The organism is Amycolatopsis balhimycina FH 1894, from assembly GCF_000384295.1.
Lineage (GTDB): Bacteria > Actinomycetota > Actinomycetes > Mycobacteriales > Pseudonocardiaceae > Amycolatopsis > Amycolatopsis balhimycina.
Genome location: NZ_KB913037.1, coordinates 7,308,273 through 7,329,558 on the forward strand (window position 1 = coordinate 7,308,273; position 21,286 = coordinate 7,329,558).

23 protein-coding genes are annotated in these 21,286 nt (G+C 72.2%); 13 read left to right on the forward strand and 10 right to left on the reverse strand.

Annotated elements, in window-relative coordinates; translation table 11 throughout:
• Window positions 1-19 precede the first annotated feature (19 nt).
• The 6 genes from A3CE_RS0133585 to A3CE_RS52025 all read left to right on the forward strand — a co-directional run bounded on the left by A3CE_RS0133585 (window position 20) and on the right by A3CE_RS52025 (window position 6,948).
• On the forward strand, window positions 20-604 hold the full coding sequence (locus A3CE_RS0133585; RefSeq protein WP_020644490.1) for a lipocalin/fatty-acid binding family protein: 585 nt from the start codon (window positions 20-22) through the stop codon (window positions 602-604).
• Complete coding sequence (locus A3CE_RS0133590) at window positions 601-1,653, forward strand: peptidoglycan-binding protein (RefSeq protein WP_020644491.1); 1,053 nt, start codon at window positions 601-603, stop codon at window positions 1,651-1,653. The genes A3CE_RS0133585 and A3CE_RS0133590 overlap by 4 nt, the downstream gene beginning before the upstream one ends.
• Window positions 1,650-2,342 carry an ABC transporter ATP-binding protein gene (locus tag A3CE_RS0133595; RefSeq protein WP_020644492.1) on the forward strand — a complete coding sequence of 231 codons (693 nt, stop codon included), beginning with the start codon at window positions 1,650-1,652 and terminating at the stop codon, window positions 2,340-2,342. Before A3CE_RS0133590 ends, A3CE_RS0133595 begins: the two co-directional genes overlap by 4 nt.
• Window positions 2,339-3,532, forward strand: coding sequence for an ABC transporter permease (locus A3CE_RS0133600; protein WP_020644493.1), 1,194 nt, complete (start codon window positions 2,339-2,341; stop codon window positions 3,530-3,532). The genes A3CE_RS0133595 and A3CE_RS0133600 overlap by 4 nt, the downstream gene beginning before the upstream one ends.
• A 259-nt stretch (window positions 3,533-3,791) precedes the next feature.
• Window positions 3,792-6,149, forward strand: coding sequence for a hypothetical protein (locus A3CE_RS0133605; protein WP_020644494.1), 2,358 nt, complete (start codon window positions 3,792-3,794; stop codon window positions 6,147-6,149).
• Between the two features lie 229 nt (window positions 6,150-6,378).
• A complete protein-coding gene (locus A3CE_RS52025; RefSeq protein ID WP_245589629.1) occupies window positions 6,379-6,948 on the forward strand; it encodes a tyrosine-protein phosphatase in 570 nt (189 codons plus the stop codon).
• A gap of 34 nt (window positions 6,949-6,982) precedes the next feature.
• Here A3CE_RS52025 and A3CE_RS0133615 read toward each other — a convergent pair whose 3' ends face one another.
• Both A3CE_RS0133615 and A3CE_RS0133620 read right to left on the reverse strand, forming a co-directional pair.
• Window positions 6,983-9,208 carry a molybdopterin-containing oxidoreductase family protein gene (locus A3CE_RS0133615; protein WP_020644495.1) on the reverse strand — a complete coding sequence of 742 codons (2,226 nt, stop codon included), beginning with the start codon at window positions 9,206-9,208 and terminating at the stop codon, window positions 6,983-6,985.
• Between the two features lie 70 nt (window positions 9,209-9,278).
• Window positions 9,279-9,710: a MerR family transcriptional regulator gene (locus A3CE_RS0133620; protein ID WP_020644496.1), complete on the reverse strand. Its 432-nt coding sequence runs from the start codon at window positions 9,708-9,710 to the stop codon at window positions 9,279-9,281.
• Window positions 9,711-9,734: 24 nt separating this feature from the next.
• Here A3CE_RS0133620 and A3CE_RS0133625 point away from each other — a divergent pair, with 24 nt between their 5' ends.
• Window positions 9,735-11,147, forward strand: coding sequence for an MFS transporter (locus A3CE_RS0133625; RefSeq protein ID WP_026469124.1), 1,413 nt, complete (start codon window positions 9,735-9,737; stop codon window positions 11,145-11,147).
• Here the strand turns inward: A3CE_RS0133625 and A3CE_RS0133630 are convergent.
• Together A3CE_RS0133630 and A3CE_RS0133635 are read right to left on the reverse strand one after the other, a co-directional pair.
• Window positions 11,122-11,406 (reverse strand): ubiquitin-like small modifier protein 1, encoded by a 285-nt coding sequence (locus A3CE_RS0133630; protein WP_020644498.1) that lies wholly within the window; start codon window positions 11,404-11,406, stop codon window positions 11,122-11,124. The two genes, A3CE_RS0133625 and A3CE_RS0133630, sit on opposite strands and share 26 nt — an antisense overlap.
• 3 nt (window positions 11,407-11,409) lie before the next feature.
• A complete protein-coding gene (locus A3CE_RS0133635; protein ID WP_020644499.1) occupies window positions 11,410-12,492 on the reverse strand; it encodes a sialidase family protein in 1,083 nt (360 codons plus the stop codon).
• Between the two features lie 164 nt (window positions 12,493-12,656).
• Between A3CE_RS0133635 and A3CE_RS0133640 the strand changes: the two genes are divergently transcribed.
• The 3 genes from A3CE_RS0133640 to A3CE_RS0133650 all read left to right on the forward strand — a co-directional run bounded on the left by A3CE_RS0133640 (window position 12,657) and on the right by A3CE_RS0133650 (window position 14,890).
• The gene (locus tag A3CE_RS0133640; RefSeq protein ID WP_026469125.1) at window positions 12,657-13,034 is read left to right on the forward strand and encodes a YciI family protein; all 378 of its coding nucleotides are present in this window, start codon (window positions 12,657-12,659) and stop codon (window positions 13,032-13,034) included.
• A gap of 52 nt (window positions 13,035-13,086) precedes the next feature.
• Window positions 13,087-13,911, forward strand: coding sequence for an NAD(P)H-binding protein (locus A3CE_RS0133645; protein WP_020644501.1), 825 nt, complete (start codon window positions 13,087-13,089; stop codon window positions 13,909-13,911).
• A gap of 91 nt (window positions 13,912-14,002) precedes the next feature.
• Complete coding sequence (locus A3CE_RS0133650) at window positions 14,003-14,890, forward strand: M48 family metalloprotease (RefSeq protein ID WP_020644502.1); 888 nt, start codon at window positions 14,003-14,005, stop codon at window positions 14,888-14,890.
• Here the strand turns inward: A3CE_RS0133650 and A3CE_RS0133655 are convergent.
• The 3 genes from A3CE_RS0133655 to A3CE_RS0133665 are packed head-to-tail and all read right to left on the reverse strand — an operon-like array spanning window position 14,880 to window position 16,509.
• Window positions 14,880-15,845, reverse strand: a complete 966-nt coding sequence (locus A3CE_RS0133655) for an NAD(P)-dependent alcohol dehydrogenase (protein ID WP_020644503.1) — start codon at window positions 15,843-15,845, stop codon at window positions 14,880-14,882. The two genes, A3CE_RS0133650 and A3CE_RS0133655, sit on opposite strands and share 11 nt — an antisense overlap.
• A complete protein-coding gene (locus A3CE_RS0133660) occupies window positions 15,842-16,066 on the reverse strand; it encodes a helix-turn-helix transcriptional regulator (RefSeq protein ID WP_020644504.1) in 225 nt (74 codons plus the stop codon). The genes A3CE_RS0133655 and A3CE_RS0133660 overlap by 4 nt, the downstream gene beginning before the upstream one ends.
• A complete protein-coding gene (locus tag A3CE_RS0133665) occupies window positions 16,060-16,509 on the reverse strand; it encodes a hypothetical protein (RefSeq protein ID WP_043791225.1) in 450 nt (149 codons plus the stop codon). Before A3CE_RS0133665 ends, A3CE_RS0133660 begins: the two co-directional genes overlap by 7 nt.
• Window positions 16,510-16,614: 105 nt before the next feature.
• Between A3CE_RS0133665 and A3CE_RS0133670 the strand changes: the two genes are divergently transcribed.
• Window positions 16,615-16,965, forward strand: coding sequence for a YciI family protein (locus A3CE_RS0133670; protein ID WP_020644506.1), 351 nt, complete (start codon window positions 16,615-16,617; stop codon window positions 16,963-16,965).
• 100 nt (window positions 16,966-17,065) lie between these two features.
• Window positions 17,066-18,277, forward strand: coding sequence for an RNA polymerase sigma factor (locus A3CE_RS0133675; protein WP_020644507.1), 1,212 nt, complete (start codon window positions 17,066-17,068; stop codon window positions 18,275-18,277).
• A gap of 180 nt (window positions 18,278-18,457) precedes the next feature.
• Here the strand turns inward: A3CE_RS0133675 and A3CE_RS0133680 are convergent, their stop codons facing one another.
• Together A3CE_RS0133680 and A3CE_RS0133685 are read right to left on the reverse strand one after the other, a co-directional pair.
• Window positions 18,458-19,078, reverse strand: a complete 621-nt coding sequence (locus A3CE_RS0133680) for an enoyl-CoA hydratase/isomerase family protein (RefSeq protein ID WP_020644508.1) — start codon at window positions 19,076-19,078, stop codon at window positions 18,458-18,460.
• Complete coding sequence (locus tag A3CE_RS0133685; protein WP_020644509.1) at window positions 19,075-19,668, reverse strand: TetR/AcrR family transcriptional regulator; 594 nt, start codon at window positions 19,666-19,668, stop codon at window positions 19,075-19,077. Before A3CE_RS0133685 ends, A3CE_RS0133680 begins: the two co-directional genes overlap by 4 nt.
• 53 nt (window positions 19,669-19,721) lie before the next feature.
• On the opposite strand from A3CE_RS0133685, the gene A3CE_RS0133690 reads away from it, so the two are divergent.
• Window positions 19,722-20,075 carry an arsenate reductase family protein gene (locus A3CE_RS0133690; protein ID WP_020644510.1) on the forward strand — a complete coding sequence of 118 codons (354 nt, stop codon included), beginning with the start codon at window positions 19,722-19,724 and terminating at the stop codon, window positions 20,073-20,075.
• Here A3CE_RS0133690 and A3CE_RS0133695 read toward each other — a convergent pair.
• Window positions 20,072-21,283: a threonine synthase gene (locus tag A3CE_RS0133695; RefSeq protein ID WP_020644511.1), complete on the reverse strand. Its 1,212-nt coding sequence runs from the start codon at window positions 21,281-21,283 to the stop codon at window positions 20,072-20,074. The genes A3CE_RS0133690 and A3CE_RS0133695 overlap by 4 nt on opposite strands.
• Between the last annotated feature and the right edge of the window lie 3 nt (window positions 21,284-21,286).

Genomic DNA, 21,286 nt, shown 5'->3' on the forward strand with positions numbered 1-21,286 from the left:
CCCGGGCATTCTCTGCGGCATGAGACCCCTGCGGTACCTCGCTGCGATCACCGCCGCCGTGCTCATGGCCGGGTGCTCGACGCCACCGCCGCCCGAGCAGAAGGTGGCCACCCTCCAGACCTCCCAGGCTGCCGCGACGCCGTCCTCGGCAGCGAACGGGAGCACCGCGGCGGCCCGGCCGCGGGAGCGGCTGGACATGACGCCGGAAGAGAGCGCCCAGCTTTACGACGCCTACGACCGGTGCCTGGGCGAGAACGGCCTGCCCCATAAGGGAACGGGAGCGGGTTCGGGGACGGGAGCCGTGCCTGGCCGGCCGGACCCCGCGAAGGAGGCGGCGGCCGAGGCTGCCTGCGTGGGCAAGAAACCGTTGCCACCGTGGGAGTACGACACCGCCAACCCCCAGGCCGCCGACTTCCTCCACAAGATGGTGCTGTGCCTGCGCGCCAAGGGCGTGCGGTTGGTCGAGGAGTCGCCGGTCAAGCCGGGCGACGATCGAACCGCGATCGAGTTCGGCGGCAAGGACAACGACCAGGACTCGATCACCAAGGGCCTCAACCTGACTCCCCGGTGCGAGAAGGAACTGTCCTCCGGCGGGGGCCGATGAAGAAGTGGCTGGTGCCCGCGCTGGCCGCGCTGCTGGTCACCGGTGCGGGCGGGGTGCTCGTGTACAGCAGGCTCGCCGAACCGCCGCCCGCGCCGCCAGCGGCCGCGCCGGCGGCCGCGGACACCGTGGAGGTCCGCAAGACCGACCTCAGCACGTCCGTCACCGTCAGCGGAACCATCGGCTACGGCCAGCCGGTGACGTTCACCGGCCGCCGGGCGGGCACGCTGACCTGGCTACCCGCGCCCGGAACGGTGATCGGGGCGGGCAAGAAACTGTACACAGTGGACGCCAAACCGGTGCCGCTGCTGCTCGGCAGCACGCCGTTGTACCGCAAGCTGGACGTGACCGTGACGCCCGGCCCGGATGTGCGGGAGCTGCTGACCAACCTGCGCGCGTTCGGATATCGCGTCGACGCCAAGGGCGACAAGTTCACCCCGGACACCGAAGCCGCCCTGAAGCGCTGGCAGAAGGCGAACGGCATGGACGAGACCGGCTTCCTCGACGTGGGTGACGCCGTGGTCCTGCCCTCCGCCGTCCGGATCGATGCGCTGAAGGCCCAGCCCGGCGCGTCGGCGGCCGCGGAACTGTTCGGTTACACCGGTGTGGGCAAGTCGGTCACGGCTCAGATCGACCCGGCGCAGCTCGACGTCGCCGCCGCGAAACCCGGCGCCAAGGTCACGCTGGTGCTGCCGGGCGGAGCGCAGACCACGGGCGTGGTGACCACCCTCGCCCCGGCACCCCAGGGCCAGGGCACGGAAACCGGGACGCCCAAGCAGATCGCGACCATCACCATCGACGACCAGAACGCGGCTGCCTCGATGGATTCGGGGCAGGTGCAGGTGAAGCTCCCCGGCCAGAGCCGGACGGGGGTGCTGGCGGTGCCGGTCACCGCGTTGCTCGCCCTCGGCGAGGGCGGATACGCCGTGCAGGTCGCCGAACGCGGCGGCACCCGGCTGGTCGCCGTGCGGACGGGGATGTTCGCCGGAGACCTCGTCGAGGTCAGCGGAACCGGCCTGACCGAAGGCCTGCGCGTGGTGAGGGCTTCATGACCCCGGTGCTGTCGTTGCGCAACGTCAGCAAGGTCTACGCCGGTGACGTGCGCGCGCTCGACGACGTGTCGTTGTCGGTGTGGCCGGGCGAACTGCTGGCCATCGCCGGCCCGTCCGGTTCCGGCAAGTCGACCCTGCTGCACCTGATGGGCACGCTCGACCGGCCGAGCGGCGGCACCCTCGAGGTCGACGGCCAGGACGTCTCGCGGCTGTCCGACCGCGGCCTGTCGGCGCTGCGGGCCCGCCGGATCGGCTTCGTGTTCCAGCAGTTCCACCTTTCCGACGGGTTGTCCGCCGCGGAGAACGTGATGACCGGGATGCTCTACGCGGGGGTGCCCCGGCGCCGTCGCCGCGCCCTGGCCATGGACGCACTGGCCCGCGTCGGTCTCGGACACCGCACCGGGCACCGGCCCCACGAGCTGTCCGGCGGCGAACGCCAGCGCGTCGCCATCGCCCGCGCCCTGGCCCGCGACCCGGCCATCGTGCTCGCGGACGAACCCACCGGCGCCCTCGACACCGTCACCGGCCACACGATCCTGGAACTGCTCCGCACGCTCAACCAGGCGGGCGCGACCATCGCGGTCATCACTCATGACCGCGAGATCGCCGCCTCGATGCCGCGCCGGATCGAACTGCGCGACGGCCGCGTCCGCGCCGATTCCCGGCGGACGATCGGAGTCCTGTCGTGAAGAACGTCCGGCTCGGCCTCCTCGATGTGGTGGGACTCGGGCTGTCCGGGTTGCGCAGCCGCCCGGTGCGGGCGGTGCTGTCGGCGCTGGGGATCTCGATCGGGATCGCGACGATCATCGTGGTGTCGGGCATCCCGGCGTCGAGCCGGGTGGCCCTGGACCGTCAGCTGTCCGAACTCGGCACGAACCTGTTGCGGGCCCAGGCGACGTTCGACCCGGTTACGCAGCAGCTGCCGGCGGTGCCGGAGGCCGCCGCGGTGATGGCGGCGCGGATCGGGCCGGTGGAGCTGGCCAGCGCCGTCGCCAACACGCACGCGAGCGTCCGGCGCACCGACCGCATCCCGCCCGAGCAGGGGTCGGGCCTGACCGTGCTCGCGGCGCGGCCCGACCTGCTGCCGGCCATCGGCGCGCAGGTCTCGTCCGGCCGTTACCTCACCAAAGGCACGTCCGGCTTGCCGGTGGTGGTGCTGGGGGACAAGGCCGCGACCCGGCTCGGCATCACCGAGCTCGGCTCGCGGGCACCGACGGTATGGATCGGCGACCGGTGGTTCGTGGTGGCCGGCATCCTCGCGCCCGCACCGCTCGCGCCGGACGTCGAGCGGTCCGTGCTGGTCGGCTGGGGCGCGGCCCGCCAGTGGCTGGGCTTCGACGGGCACCCGACGACCGTCTTCGTGCGGTCGGCCGAGCCCGAGGTGGAGAACGTGCGCCGGGTCCTGGCCGCCACGCTGTTCCCGGAAAACCCGGCCCGCGTCGAGGTCAGCCGTCCCTCGGACGCGCTGGCCGCCAAGCGGATCACCGAGACGGCGTTCTCCGGGCTGTTCCTCGGCCTGGCCGGGGTGGCGCTGCTGGTCGGCGGAGTGGGCGTCGCCAACACGATGGTGATCTCGGTGATGGAGCGCAAACGGGAGATCGGCCTGCGGCGCGCGCTGGGCAGTACGCGCGGCCAGATCCGCGGCCAGTTCCTCGCCGAGTCCGTCGCGCTGTGCCTGCTCGGCGGCTTCGCCGGCGTCACGCTCGGCGTCCTGGGCGCGGGCGGTTACGCGGTGGTCCAGGGGTGGCCGGCGGTCATTCCCCCGGCCGCGGTGGGGGGAGGCGCCGGAGCCGCGCTGGCGATCGGCGTGCTGGCGGGGCTCTACCCGGCGGTTCGCGCGTCGCGGATGACTCCCACCGAGGCTCTGGCCGCTCCGTGATTCGTAGGAGTCGCATTGCGGTCGGTGTGCCTTTCCGCGTGGACAGCATGGGCGAGCTGCCGGCCGGCCAAAGCGTGGTGGCCGCGATTCACCGGATCTCAAATGCCACTCGATCACGGACGTGCGGTCACAAAGCCGTTCCCGGCCCGGACCAACGTATTGGTCGATTGACGAAGCCGGCGAAAATCGCAAAGCTGGCCTCGGAGGGCTGGACATGGGCGGCAGACAACGGGCGTCGTCGGATACGCGAACAAATGAGATGGCGGAGAGCGATCAGCACGCCACCACGAACGTCACGCGGCCCGAAGTGGCAACGTTCCTGAGCCTTCAGTCGAGCGCCGGGAACGCCGCCGTCAGCAGGAATCTCGGCGCTGGTCGCCTACCGGCGATAATGCGCCAGCCGATGACCGACGCCGGGGTGGCCACTCCCGTGGACGCTGGTGTCACCGGGCCGGGAACACAACCGCCGGTGGAGGGGACGAGCCTGTACGGCGTGAGTGCGCTGCCGGACCCGGCGGTGCGCGAGCGGTTGCGTCGGCTCACGGCCGAGCAGGGCTACGAGGCACTGAACCTGGAGCTGTCCCGCATGACGCAGGAGCTCCAGGCGAAGCGGCAGGAAATCGACAACGCGAACCGCTTCCGCCAGGACGCGGCCCAGTACCCGCACGACGTGTCCGGTACTCCGTGGTCAGAGGACATGTTCGCGCAGGCCGCGATCCGTCGCGACCAGATGAGCGCGGACGTGGAGGACGCTCAGGCGTACGCGGCAAACTTGAACAGCCGGCTCGAACACTTCAAGCATGTGGTGTGCCAGGCGGCCGCGATCCGGCTGGAAGGCAACGAACAGGCACTCGGGGAGTGGCAGGCCTACCTGGACACCCAGCTGACCCCCGGCCAGGTGATGCAGCAGGCAGAGGACGAGCAGGAACGCCACCTGATCGCCCATGCGTCGCTCGGCCAAGGGCTGCCGGCGTTGGAGCGGCGCAGCCACATGACCAACCCGTATGCCCGGCAGGTTGAGCAACGGGTCGCGACCGGCCAGATTGGTGGCGGGTGCCAGTACTGCCACGAGATGAACAACGCGATCGGCCGGTTCCATCAAGATCCGTCCGGCTACTCGCCCGATCTCATGACACAGTTCGAACAGCACGTCGCCGCCGAACACACGTCGCCCACGCCGGAGCCACCGCTTGGCCCGGCGGCTCGGGGGGACGCCGTATCCGATCCCCGGCTGGCCGCGTTCCCCGGGGTTCGGCAAGAGTCGTCGCTGCTCGACCAGCTGCCCCACTTCGTTCATCAGCTCGGCGACGACGGGTTCAAAGTGTTGCCCAGCGACATCATCGACACCATGGCGGGCGGCGGCCCGCACCAGGTGGTCGCCCGGATCCGCGAGCTGATTCTTCTGCGCCGCAACAACTTCCTTGTTCTGGCTCGGCAGTGTCGCGCGCCGGGCTTCGACTATCTGGTGCCTCGACCGGTGTTGCGTGAGCTCCTGCCGACCGCGGAGGAGGACGTGCAGGGCTGTGTCCGCGGGGAGATCGCCCGGGCCCAGTCGGACGCCGAGGCGGAAGCCGTGATCGTCGGCGCCGCAACGGTACTGGCTTTGCTGCTCACGGTATTCCCGCCCACGGCACCGCTGGGGATGGCGATGGACGCCGGTCTCGCCGGGTACGGTCTCGTCTCCGGGTACGCCGCCTATGAGCAGGGCCAAACGCTGTCACTCGGAGCCGGATCGACCGTGCTCGACCCGGAGCAGCAGGAGGCCGCTGACGGGCTGAAGGTAATGGGTGCGGTGGCGATGGCGTTGAGCGCGCTCAACCTCGTGGGGATCAGTGTGCAAAGCGTACGCATCTTCCGTGCCGGTGGTGAAGCCGGAGGGGCCGCGCAACGCGCCGAGGCGATGGCCGGGCCGTATCGGATCGAGGTCACCGACCTGGAGACCGGCAGCCCCCGGGCGACCGTGTCGTCGACCGGCGGTGGCGGGCTTCCGCCCGATTTCCAGGTCCCGGACGACTTCACGTTCTCCGCGGATGGGCCACTGGTGAGCGTTCCCGCCCGGCCGAACGGGCAGCCGGCCCGCGTCCTGGACGTCGGCGCCGGACCGCAGGACGCGCCGCTGGGCCTGCCCCCTGAGCCTGGCCGCGGCGATCTGACGCTGGTCGACCGCGATCTGGTCGATCTGACCCGCAGCGACATCCGGCCCCGGCCTGGCGTCACGGAGTGGGACGCCACCCGGCCGCCACCGACATCGTTGCGAGGCCAGGACGCGTTGATCATCAATAACCCTCGTGGCTACGACGTGGACGTCGGCACGGTCGGGCAGGCGATCCGGCCCGGCGGGCGCATCATCATCCAGGGGAGGGCCGAAGTCACTCCCGGTATGCGCGGCGTGAACCCGAACATGACCCGCATCCTCCGGGCTGCCGAGCAAGGCCGGTTGCCCGCCGACTACCGAGTCGTGGAAATCGTCACGGACCCCGCCATACCCAGCGGGTCGCCGGAGGCGGTTCCCCGCCCGCCGGATGTGCTGGGCGGCCCGTTCAGCCGGACCGAGGGCGGGGCGGTGAGCTGGCCGAACACCCGGATCATCATTGAGAAGCTGCCGACCGCGCGGTGATGCTCCCACTGTTGTGCGCGACAGGCGTGCTCCCTGCGGCGTCGCGCAGCGGTGGGGCTCAGCCGGGGACGCCCCTAGGCTGGGGAGATGGCGATCGCGGGCGGAAATGGCCGGGAGCTGACCTGGGACGGGTGCGTCAACGTCCGTGATCTCGGCGGACTGGGCTGGATCAGGCCGCGGGCGGTGGTCCGGATGGAGGCGCCGACGCGGTTGAGTGCCGCCGGGTGGGGTGCGGCCTGGGCGTACGGGGTCCGCCGTCGTCGACCTGCGCGACGCGGACGAGGGCGAACCGGACCACGCGCCGCGGCCGGCCGGGATCGCCACTGTGAACGTGCCGCTCGACCCCGTCGGCACACCGTTTTACGAGCACTGGACGGGGATCGACAACTTGGGCTCGCCGCTGTACTACCCGGCGATGCTCGTCGAACACCCCGAGCCGATCGTCGCTGCCGTGCGTGCGATCGCCGACGCCGCTCCGGGGTGCGTGGTGTTCCACTGCGCCGGCGGCAAGGACCGGACCGGGCTGCTGGCTCTCGTGTTGCTCGCCCTGGCCGGAGCGGCGCCGGAGGAGATCATCGCCGACTACCTGCTTACCTACCAGCGGATGAAGCAGCGGTACGACGAACTCGGGGCCCGCGACCAACTCGCTGCCGTGACAGAGCTTCTCGCCACCCGCAACACCACCATCGAGGCATCGCTGGCCTCCACGATCGCGTCGTTGACGATGCCGGACTACCTCCTCGGCAACGGACTGTCCGATGCCGAATTCGCCGCTCTGCGCGCGCGTTTGACTGCCTGAAATCGCCTCGCCGGGGTACTTCGGCCGAAAGCGCTCAGCCGTGGTCCGGCCTGATTTCGCAGAGCGAGGCGCGCAGCGGTGAGCTGCCGCTGATCGGGTCACTCGGTCCCTGGCTCAGCACGAGGTTCAGGTTGGCGCTGCCCTCGCCGACGGCGGGGTAGCCCGGCTGGCCGAGCTCGGACGCCGGCTGCCACCAGCCGTGCTGGCCGCACACCACTCCCGGGTCCAGGTTGACGTTGAACTTGGCCCGGGCGCGGATGCTTCCCTTGGGCGTCTCCAGCCGTACCCAGTCGCCGGCCGCGATGCCGCGGGCCGCCGCCGTTTCGGGGTGCAGCTCGACCTGCGGGTCTGGTGCCGACTTGCGGAGGCTCGTGATCTCTCGGTGCTGGGTTTCGCAGAAGAACAACGACTTGGCGCACGTCAGGATCAGCGGGTAGCGGGCCGCCAGGTCCGGCCGGGAACGCGGGCTGAGCGACGGCTCGTCGTACGTCGGCAGCGGCGGGTACCCCTGCTCGCGCAGCTTCTCGGAATACAGCTCGACCACACCCGACGGCGTCCGGAAGCCACGCCGTTCGTACTTGCGGTGGACCGTCTCCAGCGGCAGGCGGACTCCCTCCGGAGTGGCCCTCAGCTGCTCGAGGCCGACGCCGCTGGGAGCGAGCTGGTGCCGCCAGGCCGCCTCGATGTCGCCGCCGAAGAACAGCTCGCCCAGGCCGAGCGCGACCGCCAGGTCGAAGATGATCCGCAGGTCCGGACGCGCTTCCCCGCGCGGGGCGACCAGCGGCCGCCGCAGCTGGACGGTCGCCTGCGCGTCCTGGCCGGTCTCGAAGCCGATCCGCAACGCCTCGGCTTCCCACGCGCTCGTCGCGGGCAGGACGATGTCCGCCTGCTCCGCGGTCGGGCTCATGAACAGGTCCGTGTGCACGAAGAAGTCCAGTGCGCCGAGCGCGTCCCGGCCCCGCGCGCTGTCGCCGTGGGCCATCACCAGGTTGGCGCCGAAGTTGACCAGCGCCCGGGCCCGGTACGGCACGCCGTCCAACGCCGCCCGGTAGAAGTCCTCGCCGGTGACGAACTCGAACCGCGCCGGGCCGAGCGGCCGCTCCCGGACGCCGATGGCCTTGGCCCGCTGCTCGGGCGAGAGCAGCTGCGCCCCGTCGACCGGGTTGGCCGGTACCGGCGTGAACAGGACGTTCCCGCCCGGCACGTCCAGGCACCCCGTGAGCGCGTACAGCTGGCCGATGGCCCGCACGGTCTGGGTCGCGTTGCTCTGCTGTTCGAGCCCGCTCCACGTGTAGAACGCCACCGGACGCGCTTCCCAGAGCAGCCGGGCCGCGGCGGTGATCTGCCCGGCGGGCACGCCGGTGACCTGCTCGGCCACCTCGGGGGCGAACCTCGCGCACTCGTCGACGATCAGGTCCCAGACCCGGCGCGTGGGCACGTCGTCCGGCGGGGCCGCGCCCGGTGCCAGCAGCTCGCCGGTGTCGGCACGGACCTGCCATGACGCGTTGGTCCAGCGCTCGACGAACTCGGTGTCGTACCAGCCGTTCTCGATCATCACGTGCGTGATCGCCAGCGCGAGCGCCCCGTCCGTGCCCGGGCGGACGCGCAGCCAGTGGTCCGCCTTGCTCGCCAGGCCGGCCCGGCGGGGGTCGACCACGACGAGCTTCGCGCCCCGCCGCAGCGCGGCCGTGGTCGCGGTCGCGTGCGCGAGCCGGGACACCGACGGGTTGTACCCCCAGTAGAGGACGCAGCCGGCGTTGCCGAGGTCGGGCAGGTAGGCCCCCGGCACCGGTTCGCCCCAGGTGTACGTGGTCGCCAGGTGGCGGCCCCAGCCACACAGCTCCATGTAGGTGAGCAGGTTGGGGCTGCCGAAGGCCCGCCGGAGCCGCATCAGCCAGTCGACCGAGTCCGACATGGCCGACGTCGAGGGTGAGGCGGTGCCGAACACCACCGCTTCCGGTCCCGACTCCGCGGCGATCGCCGTCAGCCGTGCGGCGATGGTGGCCAGCGCTTCGTCCCAGCCGAGGCGCTCCCAGCCCGGGTCGGCCGCGCCCTTCGGGGCGGTCCGGCGCAGGGGGTGCAGCAGCCGGCCGGGGTGCGCGACGATTTCCGGCGCCGCCTTGCCCTTGACGCAGATCGCCCCGCCCGTCGGATGGCCGGGCAGCGGACGAAGCGCCAGCAGGCGCCCGTCGTCGACCGTCGCGGTGGCGCCGCAGCGGGACACGCACAGCGGGCAGAACGTCGCCACCTCGGTCGTCATCCCGCACCTCCGAACCGGGCCCCTCCTGAGGGAATCGCGCCCGGCCCGGCCGCCGTAACAGCCGTGCGGGTCAGCGCGGTTCGGCGGGAGCCCAGAGGCCGTCCGCGTCGCCCGCTTCCAGGCGGCCGCGGTACACGCCGATCTTGTGGTCGATCAGCTCCAGGTTCTCGTGCAGCTCGGCCAGCCGGGCCAGCACCTCCGCGCGGTGCTCCTCCAGCAGCGCCAGCCGTTCCGGCTCGTTGCCGCGGCCCGCGGCGACCAGGTCCGCGTACCGGCGGATCGTCCTGATCGGCATCCCCGTGGCCCGCAGCTTGGTGCAGACCTTGATCCACTCCAGGTCCAGCTTCCGGTAGCGCCGCCGGCCGCCGCTGGTGCGGTCGACCCGGGTCACCACCAGGCCCGCTCGTTCGTAGTAGCGCAGCGTGTGCGCGCTGACCCCGGTGCGGCGCGCCGCGTCCGCGATGGTCAGCCCCTCCGCGGGGATCGGCTTGACTTCGAGCACGCTCTAAATCTTAGCGTCGAATCCATGAACGTTCCGACTACGCACCGCCCGGCGCTCGTGCTCGCGATCTGCTGCGCCAGCATCGTCGTCGTGGTGATGGACATCTCCATCGTCACCGTCGCGCTGCCGTCGATCCGCCGCGACCTGGGCGCCTCCGTCTCCGGCCTGCAGTGGACGGTCGACGCCTACACGCTGGTCCTGGCGGCTTTCCTCGTGCTCGGCGGTTCGGCCGCCGACCGGTTCGGCCGCAAGCGCGTCTTCCAGTGCGGCCTGGCCGCCTTCGGTCTCGGGTCGCTGCTGTGCAGCCTGGCCCCCGGCATCGGCTGGCTGATCGCGGCCCGCGCGGTGCAGGCCGCCGGCGGCACCATGCTCAACCCGGTCGCGATGGCCATCGTCGCGACCACCTTCCCGGTCCCGGCCGAACGCGCCCGCGCCATCGGCGTGTTCGGCTCGATGTCCGGCCTGGCGCTGGCGCTCGGGCCGATCCTCGGCGGCGCGCTCGTCGACGGCTTCGGCTGGCGCGCCGTCTTCTGGGTCAACGTCCCGATCGTCGTCGCCGCGCTGGTCGCCACCGCGCTGTTCGTGCCGGAGTCCCGGGCGCTCCGGGCGCGCCGGTTCGACCCGGTGGGGCAGGTGCTGGTGGTCGTCGTGCTCGGCAGCGTCGTCGAAGCCATCGTCGAGGCGCGGTGGCTGGGCTGGACGTCGCCGTGGACCCTCGGCCTGCTCGCCCTGGCCGGGCTGGGCGTGCTGGGCATCCTCGCCTGCGAACCCCGCCGCGCCGACCCGCTGCTGGAACTGCGCCTGTTCCGCAGTGTCTCGTTCAGCGGGGCGATCGTGATGGCGCTGTTCTCGCTGTGCGGGTTCGGCGCGTTCCTCTTCGTCACCACGCAGTACCTGCAGGACGTCCGGGGCATGACGGCGCTTTCGGCGGGGTTGTGCCTGCTGCCGGTCGGCGTGCTCGTCGTGGCCCTGTCCCCGAGGGTCGGAAGGCTGGTCGGCACGCGCGGGCCGCGACTGCCGCTCGTCGTCGCCGGGGTCTCGCTCGCGGTCGGCGGCGCCGCGTCGGCGGGGCTCGGGCCGGTCACGCCGCTGCCCGTCGTGCTCGCGACCTTCGTGCTGTTCGGTGTCTTCCTCGGCACGGTGAACCCGCCGATCACCAACACCGCGGTTTCCGGGATGCCGGGCTCGATGGCGGGGCTGGCCTCGTCGCTGGCGTCGGCCGGCCGGCAGACCGGCACCACGCTGGGTGTCGCGGTCGCCGGGACGATCGCGGGGACGGGAGCGGGCAGCGCGGCCGGCGTGTGGTGGCTGGTCGCCGGGCTCGGCGCCGGCCTCCTCGCCCTGGCGCTGCTCAGCACCGGCCGCCGGGCGGCCGCGACGGCCGACCGGGCGGCGGGGCTGTTCGACGAGCTCAGCCTCCCGCGACCGACGGGATGATCTGCACCTCGGCGGCGTCGCGGAGCACGGCCGCGGCGCCGCCGCGATGGCGGCATTCCTCGCCGTCGACGTAGAAGTTGACGTACCGGCGCAGCCCCGCCTGTTCGTCGCGCAGCCTTCGCTCCAGCGCCGGGTACCGCTGCGCGAGCGCGTCGAGCAGGGCGCCCAGCGTGGCCGGCTCGCCGACCTCGACGTCCAGCCGGGACTCGCCGCCGGCCTTCTCCCGCAGCGTCCCGGGCAGCAGCACGGTGATCCGCACGTCTCACACCCTCGCGGCGCGGACGCACAGCACGTCGGGCAGGTGCGCCGCGACGAGCTGCCAGCTGTCGCCCTCGTCGCGGCTGGCGTAGACGTCGCCGGTCCGCGAGCCGAAGTACACCCCGGCCGGGTCGGCGTCGTCGGTGCACATCGCGTCCCGCATGACGCCGGCCCAGTACCCGTCCGGCAGGCCCGTCCCCAGCGCCTCCCACGACTTCCCGGCGTCCTGGCTGCGGTACACCCGGCACCGGCCGTCCGGCGGGAACCGCATCGCGTCCGCGACCAGCGGGAACGTGTAGATCACCTCGGGCCGGTGCGGGTGGACGACCATCGGGAAGCCGAAGTCGCTGGGCAGGCCGCCGGCGATGGACTGCCAGGTCGCGCCGGCGTCGTCGCTGCGGTAGACGCCGTGGTGGACCTGCGCGAAGAAGCGGTCCGGCTCGTCCGGGTGCGTGGCGACCTTGTGCACGCACTGGCCGTATTCGGGGTACGGGTCGGGCACGTGGACGGCCTTGATGCCGGTGTTGCTCGCCTGCCAGGACTCGCCGCCGTCCGCGGAGCGGTAGACGCCGCCGGTCGACATCGCCACGGTGATCCGGCCGGGCTCGCTCGGATGGGGGAGCACGGTGTGGATCGCCTTGCCGCCGCCCCCGGGTGTCCAGTGCTCCCGGTGCGGGTGGTCCCACAGGCCGCGGACCAGCTCGTAGGTGCGGCCGCCGTCGGTGGAGCGGAACAGGGCGGACGGCTCGGTGCCGGCGTAGACGACGTCCGGCTCGCTCGCCGGGCCGGGCGCGAGCTGCCACGCCCTGGCGAGGGATTCGCCGGTGTCCGGCGGGAACGAGATCGGGGCGTGGCCGGGTTCTTGCCAGGTCGCGCCCAGGTCGTCGCTGGTGGCCACGCTCGGCCCGAAGTGCTCGCTGGTGACCCCGGCCAGCAGCCGGGGCGTGGCGCGGCGCGTGTCGATGCCGACCGCGTACACGTCGGTCATGGGGTGGTGCGGCCCGGTCACCTCCCAGCTCGTCCGGTCGTCTGTGCCGGTCGCCAGCCACAGACCCTTGCGCGTGCCGACAGCGAGCAGGACAGCCATTCCGGGACCTTTCCTCCGGGTGATGCGCGTCACAGTACTCCGCCCGGGAAAATGTCCCGGAGAAATGTCGAGAGCCGTTCGCGGCCGATCGACGCGGGGGTGAAGGCCGGTCATCGCGTCCGGAAGGAACCGGACCCCGGCCAGGAAGACCAGGGAGCAGGACCATGCGTTTTCTCATGATGCACCGGATCGACGAGCGCGACCCGCAGGCGTGGAACCCCAGCCCGGAGTTCATCGAGACGATGGGGGCGTTCATCCAGGAGTCCGTGGAGAAGGGCATCCTGATCACGGCGGAGGGCGTGCACAAGACGGACAAGGGCGCGCTGGTCCGCAAGCCGCGCGGCGCGGCGATCCGCGTCACCGACGGCCCGTTCGCCGAGGCCAAGGAGGTCATCGGCGGGTTCGCGCTGATCAACGCGGCGGACCGGGCCGAGGCCGTCGAGTTCGCCAAGCGGTACGTCGAGCTGTTCGACTCCGAAATCGAGGTCGAGATCCGCCAGGTCGTCGAGTTCGAGGACATCGAGGCCCAGGCTCAGGCGTGACGGCGGCCGGTGGCGCTAGGCTGGCCGGGAACGAGACTCTGGGGGTAGAGCGATGTTCCTGGTCACCGGCGCCACCGGCAACGTCGGCGCGGAAGTGGTTTCGGCACTCGCCGGGGCGGGGGCGCCGGTCCGGGCGCTGGTGCGCCGGCCGGACGCCGAGCTGCCGGACGGTGCCGAGGCCGCCGTGGGCGACCTCAACGATCCCGGCACCCTCGACGACGCGCTCAAGGGCGTCGAAGGGGTTTTCCTGCTGCCCGGCTACGAGGACACGCCGGGCATGCTGGCCAGGGCGCGTGACGCGGGCGTGCGGCGGATCGTGCTGCTGTCCGGCGGTTCCGCCGCGCTCGAGAACCTGGACAACGCGGTCTCGCGGTACATGACGCTGGCCGAACGGGCGGTGCGCGAGTCGGGACTGGGCTGGACGTTCCTGCGGCCGCGCGCGTTCATGTCGAACGCCCTGCGCTGGCTGCCGCAACTGCGTGAAGGCGACACGGTGCGCGTCCAGTTCCCCGACGTCGAGGCCGCGTGCATCGACCCCGCCGACATCGCGGCGGTGGCGGCCCTCGCGCTCGCGGGCGGTCACGAGGGACGGATCCACGAACTGACCGGGCCGGTCGCGATGCGGCCGGCGGAGCAGGTCGCCGTGCTGGCCGAGGTGCTCGGCCGGGACCTCCGCGTCGTCGGCCTGACGAACGACGAGACGCGCGCCGAGCTCGAAGCGAGCATGCCGCGCGAGTACGTCGAAGCGTTCTGGGACTTCTACGTCGGCGGGACGCTCGACGAGGCGACGGTCCACCCGGCGGTGGCCGAGCTGACCGGCCGGCCGGCCGGCACGTTCGCCCGGTGGGCCGAGGCGCACGCGGCCGCCTTCCGCTGACGCGCCGCCGTTCGGTGGAGGGGCGTTGTGTTCCGGCACACCGCGGGCCAAGGTGGTTCTGCTGCCGGCCACCAGGTGCGGGGGAGCGGACTTGAGCGAGGTCGAGCGCGGGCGGTCGTCGCCCGATCTCTCCGCGGTGCTGGCCGTTGTGCTCGCCGTGCCCCTCGTCGCCAGTGGCCTGCTGGTGCTCGCCCTGCTCGGGAAGCTCGTCTGGCCCGCGTACTTCTGGGTGGTGCCGGCCGGCTGGGTGCCGGCCGGCGGGATCACCTTCGTACCCGCCTTCGAGTACTTCCTGCTGCCGCTGGTGTTCGGCCTGCGGTCGCCGACGGCGCGGGAGCTGGCGCGGCTCACCCCGAGCTGGCAGGCCGTGTGCGCGGCGGCGGGCGTGGACGGCGGCCGCTACCGCCTGTGGGTCGACCGGTCGCGCGAGCTCAACGCCTTCGCGGCGGGCGGCCGGACGGTCGCGGTGACGCGGACCGCGCTCGACCTCCCGCCGCCGGGCCTGGCGGCGATCCTCGCGCACGAACTCGGCCACCACCTCGCCGGCCACACCCGGATTTCGCTGTTCGTCTGGTGGCTGGAGCTGCCGGCCCGGATCCTCGCCCGCCTCGTCCGGCTGCTCGCGCTGGTCGTACCGTACGTCGGCCGTGCGTTCGCGCCCTTCGGGCGGCCGGTGGCCGTGCTCGTCACCGTGCTGCTGACGCTGGGCATCCTCACCGCCCTCGCCTTCCTCGACCCGTGGCTGCTCCTGGCTCCGCTGCTCGGCCCGGTGCTCGCCTGGTCGAAACGGCTCGGCGAGTACCGGGCCGACCTGATGGCCGCGCGGCTGGGGTACGGCCCGGAGCTGATCGCGCTGCTCAAGGAATGGATCACGCTGCACCGCGGCGACGAGCGGCGGCTGCGGGCGCGGCTGCTGGCCAGCCACCCGGCCCACATCGACCGGATCAAGCGGCTGAAGGACCGCGGCTTCAGGGCGTGAGCACGACCTTGCCCGCCGAGTGTCCTTTGTGGAGGTAGTCGATCGCGGCCGCGGCGTCGGCCAGCGGGTAGGTCCGGTCGAGCACCGGCGTGAGCCCGCCGGCCTCGATCGTCTCGCGCAGCACCTCGAGGTCCGCGCCGCGGACGGCGGAGACGAGCCCCCGCAGCCGGTGCCGCACGAACGGGCTCAGCAGCGCCGCCCCGGCCGCCCGCTGGACGCCGCCCAGCCACCGGCCGCCGGTCTCGCCACCGACGATCACCAGCGTGCCGCCCGGCTCCAGCGCCCGCCGGAGGTGGGCCAGGCGACGCATGCCCGCAGTGTCCAGGATGAGGTCGTACCGCCGCCCGGTGAAGTCCTCGCGGGTGTAGTCGACGACGTGGTCCGCCCCGAGCGTGCGGACCAGGTCCGTCTTGGCCGTGCTGCACACCGCCGTGACTTCGGCGCCGAAGGTCTTGGCCAGTTGCACCGCGAACGACCCGACGCCGCCCGCCGCGCCGATCACGAGGACGGACTGGCCCGGCTGGACGCGCCCGGCGTCGCGCAGGCCCTGCAGGGCGGTGCAGCCGGAGATCGCGACAGCCGCCGCTTGCCCGAACGAGAGCCGGGCCGGTTTCGGCGCGACCCGGTCCGCCTTCGCGACGGCGTACTCGGCGAACGCGCCGGCACACTCGCCGAACACCTCGTCACCCGGCCGGACCGTGGTGACGCCGTCGCCGATCTCCTCGACCGTGCCCGCGAAGTCGAGGCCCCGCACCGGGTTCTTCGGCACGCGCAGGCCGAACCCTAGCAGGCGCACCAGGTACGGCCGGCCGGTGGTCAGGTGCCAGACGCCCGGGTCGACGCCGGCCGCGTGCACCCGCACGACGACCTCGCCGGCTCCGGGCGCCGGTCTCGCGATGTCCCGCAGCGCGAGGACGTCAGGATTTCCGTAGCGGTCTTGGACGAGGGCTTTCACGAGGACTCCTCCGGGTACTGGAACACGTCTTCGAGCGGAACCCCGAACACGTGCGCGATCTGGAACGCCATCTCCAGCGAAGGCGAGTAGCGGCCCTGCTCGATGGCGATGACGGTCTGGCGGGTGACGCCGATCCGGTCGGCGAGCTCGGCCTGGGTCAGCCGGCCGTGCGTGAACCGGAGGGTGCGGAGCGAGTTGGTGACGCGGGTCGGTTTCACCACGGCTGGAAACCCCGCCGGTAGGCGAAGATCCGGGCGATCGACCCGAGGATCGCCGACAGCGTGAACGCCAGGTACACGGCGTTGGCGATCCAGAAATGGGGGGCCCGTGCCATCGCCAGCAGCAGCGCGGCGACGGCGCCGATGACGACGAACGAGTGGCCGACGTACTCGCCGAACCGGCCGATCTCGCGGTCGCGCTGGTCCTTTCCGCCGTCCTTCGAAATCACCGCGGCGAGGATGCTCAGCACGATCGACGCGACGATCGACGCGCCGACCGTCCAAAGCAGCGTTGCGACGTAAGGGACTTCGGCCAGCGGTCGCTCGCCGGCCCGGCCGAGGATCACCACCAGGTACGCCGCGTAGCTCACTATCGCGGCGACCCCGAGGATCCAGGCGCGCTTCTCTTCTTGGGGCACCTCATCAAGGTAAAACAAACCAGACATCGTGTCAAACTTTCTTTACATGCGAAAATCTTCGGCGAGGGTGTCCAAGGGACCGGCCGCCGTTCGTAGTCGTGGCGTACGGCAACCGAGCCACCGGAGGATCCGATGAAGTACCTGATGCTGATCAACGCCGCGCTCGACGCCGACGGCGCGCCCACGGGCTGCAGCACGCCCGAGGACTGGATGCTGTTCGACAAGGCGCTCAAGGAGGCCGGCGTCCACGTCGGCGGGAACGCGCTCGCCGACTTCACCACGGCCGCCGCGGTCCGCGTGACCGAGGACGGCGAGCGGATCGTCACCGACGGGCCGTTCGCCGAGTCCCGCGAAGTGCTCGGCGGCTACTTCGTCCTGGACGTGCCGGACTTCGACGTCGCGCTCGACTGGGCGGCGCGCTGCCCGGGCGCCCGAGACGGCGGTTCGATCGTCGTGCGGCCGCTCGCCGACTTCGAAGGCTGACCGCGCGGTGGGGCGGGTGGCCGCGTCGACCGGGGATTTCGGGGGTTCCGGGTGGCAGAGCCCCCGGCCCGGGGCGGAGCCCCGGCTGACACTGGAGGAGGTGTTCCGGGAGGAGCGCGGGCTGTTGCTCGCCGCGCTCGTCCGGCGGTTCGGCGACCTCGACCTGGCCGAGGAGGTGACGTCGGAGGCGATCGAAGCCGCGCTGGTGCGCTGGCCCGCGGAGGGCGTGCCGCCGAAGCCGGGCGCCTGGCTGATGACGACGGCGCGGCGCAAGGCCGTCGACCGGTTGCGCCGCGACCAGGCCTACGCGGCCCGGCTCGCGGTGCTGCAGGTCGAGGCCGAGCGCGCGGCGCCCGCCCCACCGTCCCCGGACGGCGAGCTGCCGGACGAGCGGCTCCAGTTGTTCTTCACCTGCGCCCACCCGGCGCTGTCCGCGGAGGACCGTGCGGCACTGACGTTGCGCTGCCTCGCCGGGCTGACCACGCCGGAGGTGGCGCGGGCGTTCCTGGTGCCCAGCGCGACGATGGGGAAGCGGATCGTGCGGGCGAAGAGCCGGATCCGCACGCTGCGGATCCCGTTCCGGGTGCCGGAGGCCGACGAGCTGCCCGGCCGGCTGCCGGGCGTGCTCCAGGTCGTCTACTCGATCTTCACCGAGGGGTACGCGGCCAGTTCGGGGCCGGACCTGCAGCGGCTCGACCTGGCCGAGGAGGCGATCCGGCTGGCCAGGATCCTGCGGCGGCTGCTGCCGGGGGAGCGGGAGGTGGCGGGCCTGCTGGCGCTGATGCTGCTGATCCACGCCCGCCGCGACGCCCGCACCGGCCCGGACGGCGACCTGGTCCTGCTCGACGACCAGGACCGCGGCCGCTGGGACCGCGCGATGATCGAGGAGGGGGCGGCGCTGGTGGTGGCCGCGTTGTCCGGCGGCCCGCCCGGGTGGTACGGCGTCCAGGCGGCGATCGCGGCCCTGCACGACGAGGCACCGGACGTGGCGAGCACGGACTGGCCGCAGGTGGTGGCGCTCTACGACGTGCTGCGCGGGCTGGCGCCGTCACCGGTGGTGGAGCTGAACCGGGCGGTCGCGGTGGCGATGCGCGACGGCCCGGCGGCGGGTCTGGCCCTGCTGGACTCACTGGCGGACGAGCCGCGGTTGCGGGGGTACAGCCCGTTCCCGGCGGCGCGGGGCGACCTGCTGTCCCGCCTCGGCCGTACTTCCGAAGCGGCCGTGGCCTACCAGGAGGCCCTGGCTCTCGCGGGCACCGAACCCGAACGCGCCCACCTGCGCCGCCGCCTCACCGAGTGCGCAAGTTCGTGATGGCCACCTTGAGGAACTTCAAGTTCCTCAAGGTGGCCATCACGAACCTCAAGCGGGGGGTGCGCAGGTCCGTGAATGGCACATTGAGGGACTCTGAGTCTCGCGATGTGCCATTCACGGACGTCAGGCCGGGCAGAATGTCGGTGGGCGCCGGTAAGCTGGATACCGGGGGCCGGAGGTCTACTTCGCGCGCAGTGCCGCCACGGCCGGGGCGAACATCGTCGCCTTGATCGCGCCCAGCGTGCCGCGGTCCTTGCCCGCCAGGGCCCGGACCCGCTCGCTCGCCACCTTCACCACGTCGCCCTCGGCCGCGATCTCGTCCACCAGCCCGATCTCTGCCGCTTCCGGCCCGCCGAAGCGCCGTCCCGTCGTCATCGACGCGATCGCCGCGGACGGCGTCAGCTTGCCCTGGATCAGCGCCGCCATCCCCGGCGTGAACGGGATGTTGATGTCCGCTTCCGGGAAGCAGAAGTAGCCGCGGTCGGACCGCATCACGCGGAAGTCGTGTGCCATCGCCAGCATCGCGCCCGCGCCGAACGCGTGGCCGTTGATCGCCGCGACCGTCGGGACCGGCAGCGTCAGCACCCGCGCGAACAGCTCCTGCACGTCAGCGACGTACGGAGACGCCTGGTCACTGTGGGCCGTCAGCCATTCGAGGTCGAGGCCGTTCGAGTAGAACTTGCCGCCACCGGTGGTCACCAGCGCGCCCTCGACACCGTCCAAAAAGGAATGAACGCGCTGCAGCCAGTCCGGTGAGAACCGGTTTTCGTCGTCGCCCAGGTCAAGCACGGAAACGGTCACGGTCGGTCCTTTTCTCGAGGGGGCACGGTCAGCACGGCCCGCACGGCGGCGGCCAGCCTTTCCCGCACCAGTGGATCGGTGATGTCACGCCGGAAGAACGCGGTCGGCAGGTCGACGACGCACGTCGTGATCACCTCGACGGCCAGGCCGTCCCCGCGGTCCCACAGCTGCCGGGCGAGCCGGACGAGCAGTGCGACGAGCCGCTTGTCGACCGCGTGCAGGGCCTCCGCGAGCTCGTCGGGCAGTTCGGGCCCGAAGAGCCGGTCTCCCTTCACCGCGAGCAGCATCCGTGCCCCGTCGGGACGCAGGGAGGCGAACACCGCGGGCGTGTCCGCCGCCGCGACGACGGCCTCCACCGGCGAGGAGGCCTGGTCCACCAGTGAGGTCTGCAGGTCGAGGAACGCCGTCGCCGCGCGCAGCCACGCCCTGGCCAGCACTGCGCTCAGCGAACCGAACGCGTGATAGATCGTCCCGTTCGGCACGCCCGCGGCCGCCGCCAGGCCACGCACAGTCACATCCGCCGAGGAAGCGACGAGCCGCTCGGCGACGTCGAGCAGCGCGTCGAGGTCGTGGACGCGAGGGCGAGGCATGCCGCGACAGTAACAGAACGCGTGCTCCAAAACCATCGCGGTAAGCTGCCGCCGTGGAGATCTGGATCAACCCGGCGTGCGCGAAGTGCCGGTCCGCGGTGTCGATGCTGGAGGAGGCGGGCGCGGACTACACCGTGCGCCGCTACCTCGAGGACCCGCCGACCGCGGCGGAGCTCGAAAACGTCCTGAAGCGCCTCGGCCTCGAGCCGTGGGACATCACGCGCACGGCCGAGCCGATCGCGAAGGACCTCGGCCTGAAGACGTGGGGGCGCACGCCCGAAGACCGCTCCCGCTGGATCGACGCCCTGGCCGAGTACCCGAAGCTGATCCAGCGGCCGATCATCACGGCCGACGACGGCACGACGGTCGTCGCCCGCGACCCCGAAACGGTCCGCTCTGTCCTCTAGGGAATCTCGCCGTCCTTCGGCAGCAAAGGCACGTCGAGCGAAACCGTCTCCGGGTACTTGATCCCGGCGCCGGTGTTGAGCACGACGACGTCTTCGTCGCCTTCCAGCCATCCGGACTCGCGAAGGTGGCGAAGGGCGGCGAAGCACGCCCCGCCCTCCGGGCAGACGAAGGCGCCTTCGCGCTCGGCGAGTTCCCGTTGCGCGGCAAGGAGTTCCCCGTCGGTGACGGCGACCGCGGCGCCGCCGGTCGCGTACACCGCGTCGAGCACCAGGAAGTCGCCCAACGCCTTGGGCACGGTGATGCCGAAGGCGACCGTCCGGGCGTCCGGGAACGGCGTGCTTTCCCGCTCACCGCGCGAGAACGCCGTGATGATCGGCGCGCACCCGGTGGCCTGCACCGCCACCAGCCGCGGCAGCGGCCCGGAAACCCAGCCCAGCTCCCGCATTTCCAGTAAGGCCTTGTAAATCCCGATGATGCCGACGCCGCCGCCGGTGGGATAGAGGATGACGTCGGGCAGCCGCCAGCCGAACTGTTCGGCGATCTCGTACCCCATCGTCTTCTTGCCCTCGATGCGGTACGGCTCCTTCAGCGTCGAGACGTCCTGGACGCCTTCACGCCGCTTCACCGCCGCGGCGACGAGCTTGCCCGCGTCGCCGATGAGACCGTCCACCCGGTACAGCTCCGCGCCGGCGGCGACGCACTCGCGCATGGTGATCGCCGGCGCGTCGGCCGGCATCGCGACCAGGCTTGTCAGCCCCGCGCGGGCCGCGTACAACGCCCACGCCGCACCCGCGTTGCCGTTCGTCGGCATCGCGATCCCGCGCACACCCAGCTCGGCCGCCCGCGAGACGCCGACCGCGGCCCCGCGCGCCTTGAACGTGCCGGTCGGCACCAGGCCTTCGTCCTTCATCCACAGCCGGGACAGCCCCAGCTCACGGCCGTAGCGCGGCAGCCGCAGCAACGGCGTCATGCCTTCGCCGAGGCTCACGACGTTCTCGGGCGAACGCACCGGCAGCACCTCGTGGTAGCGCCACAGCGTCGGTTCCCGCCCGGCGATCTCCTTCGGTGTCACGGCTTCGCGGACGCCGTCGAGGTCGTACCGCGCCAGCAGCGGCGCGCCGGCCGGGGAGAGCCCTCGGACGGCGTCGGCGTCGAAACGCTCGCCGGTCCGGGAGCAGTCGAGGTGGCTGAGGAACGAATACGGCACGGC

What these genes read in the sequence shown, in the direction of transcription:
- A3CE_RS0133585 (WP_020644490.1), top strand. Translation starts at nt 20, where the DNA reads ATGAGACCCCTGCGGTACCTCGCTGCGATCACCGCCGCCGTGCTCATG.
- A3CE_RS0133590 (WP_020644491.1), top strand. Translation starts at nt 601, where the DNA reads ATGAAGAAGTGGCTGGTGCCCGCGCTGGCCGCGCTGCTGGTCACCGGT.
- A3CE_RS0133595 (WP_020644492.1), top strand. Translation starts at nt 1,650, where the DNA reads ATGACCCCGGTGCTGTCGTTGCGCAACGTCAGCAAGGTCTACGCCGGT.
- A3CE_RS0133605 (WP_020644494.1), top strand. Translation starts at nt 3,792, where the DNA reads ATGGCGGAGAGCGATCAGCACGCCACCACGAACGTCACGCGGCCCGAA.
- A3CE_RS0133615 (WP_020644495.1), bottom strand. Translation starts at nt 9,208, where the DNA reads ATGACGACCGAGGTGGCGACGTTCTGCCCGCTGTGCGTGTCCCGCTGC.
- A3CE_RS0133625 (WP_026469124.1), top strand. Translation starts at nt 9,735, where the DNA reads ATGAACGTTCCGACTACGCACCGCCCGGCGCTCGTGCTCGCGATCTGC.
- A3CE_RS0133635 (WP_020644499.1), bottom strand. Translation starts at nt 12,492, where the DNA reads ATGGCTGTCCTGCTCGCTGTCGGCACGCGCAAGGGTCTGTGGCTGGCG.
- A3CE_RS0133640 (WP_026469125.1), top strand. Translation starts at nt 12,657, where the DNA reads ATGCGTTTTCTCATGATGCACCGGATCGACGAGCGCGACCCGCAGGCG.
- A3CE_RS0133645 (WP_020644501.1), top strand. Translation starts at nt 13,087, where the DNA reads ATGTTCCTGGTCACCGGCGCCACCGGCAACGTCGGCGCGGAAGTGGTT.
- A3CE_RS0133665 (WP_043791225.1), bottom strand. Translation starts at nt 16,509, where the DNA reads ATGTCTGGTTTGTTTTACCTTGATGAGGTGCCCCAAGAAGAGAAGCGC.
- A3CE_RS0133670 (WP_020644506.1), top strand. Translation starts at nt 16,615, where the DNA reads ATGAAGTACCTGATGCTGATCAACGCCGCGCTCGACGCCGACGGCGCG.
- A3CE_RS0133685 (WP_020644509.1), bottom strand. Translation starts at nt 19,668, where the DNA reads ATGCCTCGCCCTCGCGTCCACGACCTCGACGCGCTGCTCGACGTCGCC.